This window comes from Paraliomyxa miuraensis (assembly GCF_026337845.1).
Taxonomy (GTDB): Bacteria; Myxococcota_A; Polyangia; order Nannocystales; family Nannocystaceae; genus Paraliomyxa; species Paraliomyxa miuraensis.
On record NZ_JAOVZF010000022.1, the window covers coordinates 1 to 228 of the forward strand.

A 228-nucleotide genomic window follows, 5' to 3' on the forward strand; every position below is an offset into this window, starting at 1 on the left:
CCGCCCGTCCTCGTAGACGTAGCTGCCCACGTCGGTCTTGTGGGTGATGTTGCCGACGTCGTCGTACGAGACGTCGACGACGCTGCCCCCGAGCGCGGCGGTGACCGATGCCTGCGTCAGCCGCCGCAGGTCGTCGTGCTCGAACGCCTCCTGCTGCCCGTGCACGAGGTCGGAGCGCTGCTCGAGCTCGCCCCACGGGTGCCAGTCGTAGTCCAGGCTCTGGACCAG

General features: G+C 69.7%; 1 protein-coding gene. It reads right to left on the minus strand.

All coding sequences use genetic code 11. The features are described 5' to 3' along the window. The coding region (locus OEB96_RS00090) for a hypothetical protein (RefSeq protein ID WP_266213336.1) at window positions 1-228 on the minus strand (228 nt) is incomplete at both ends.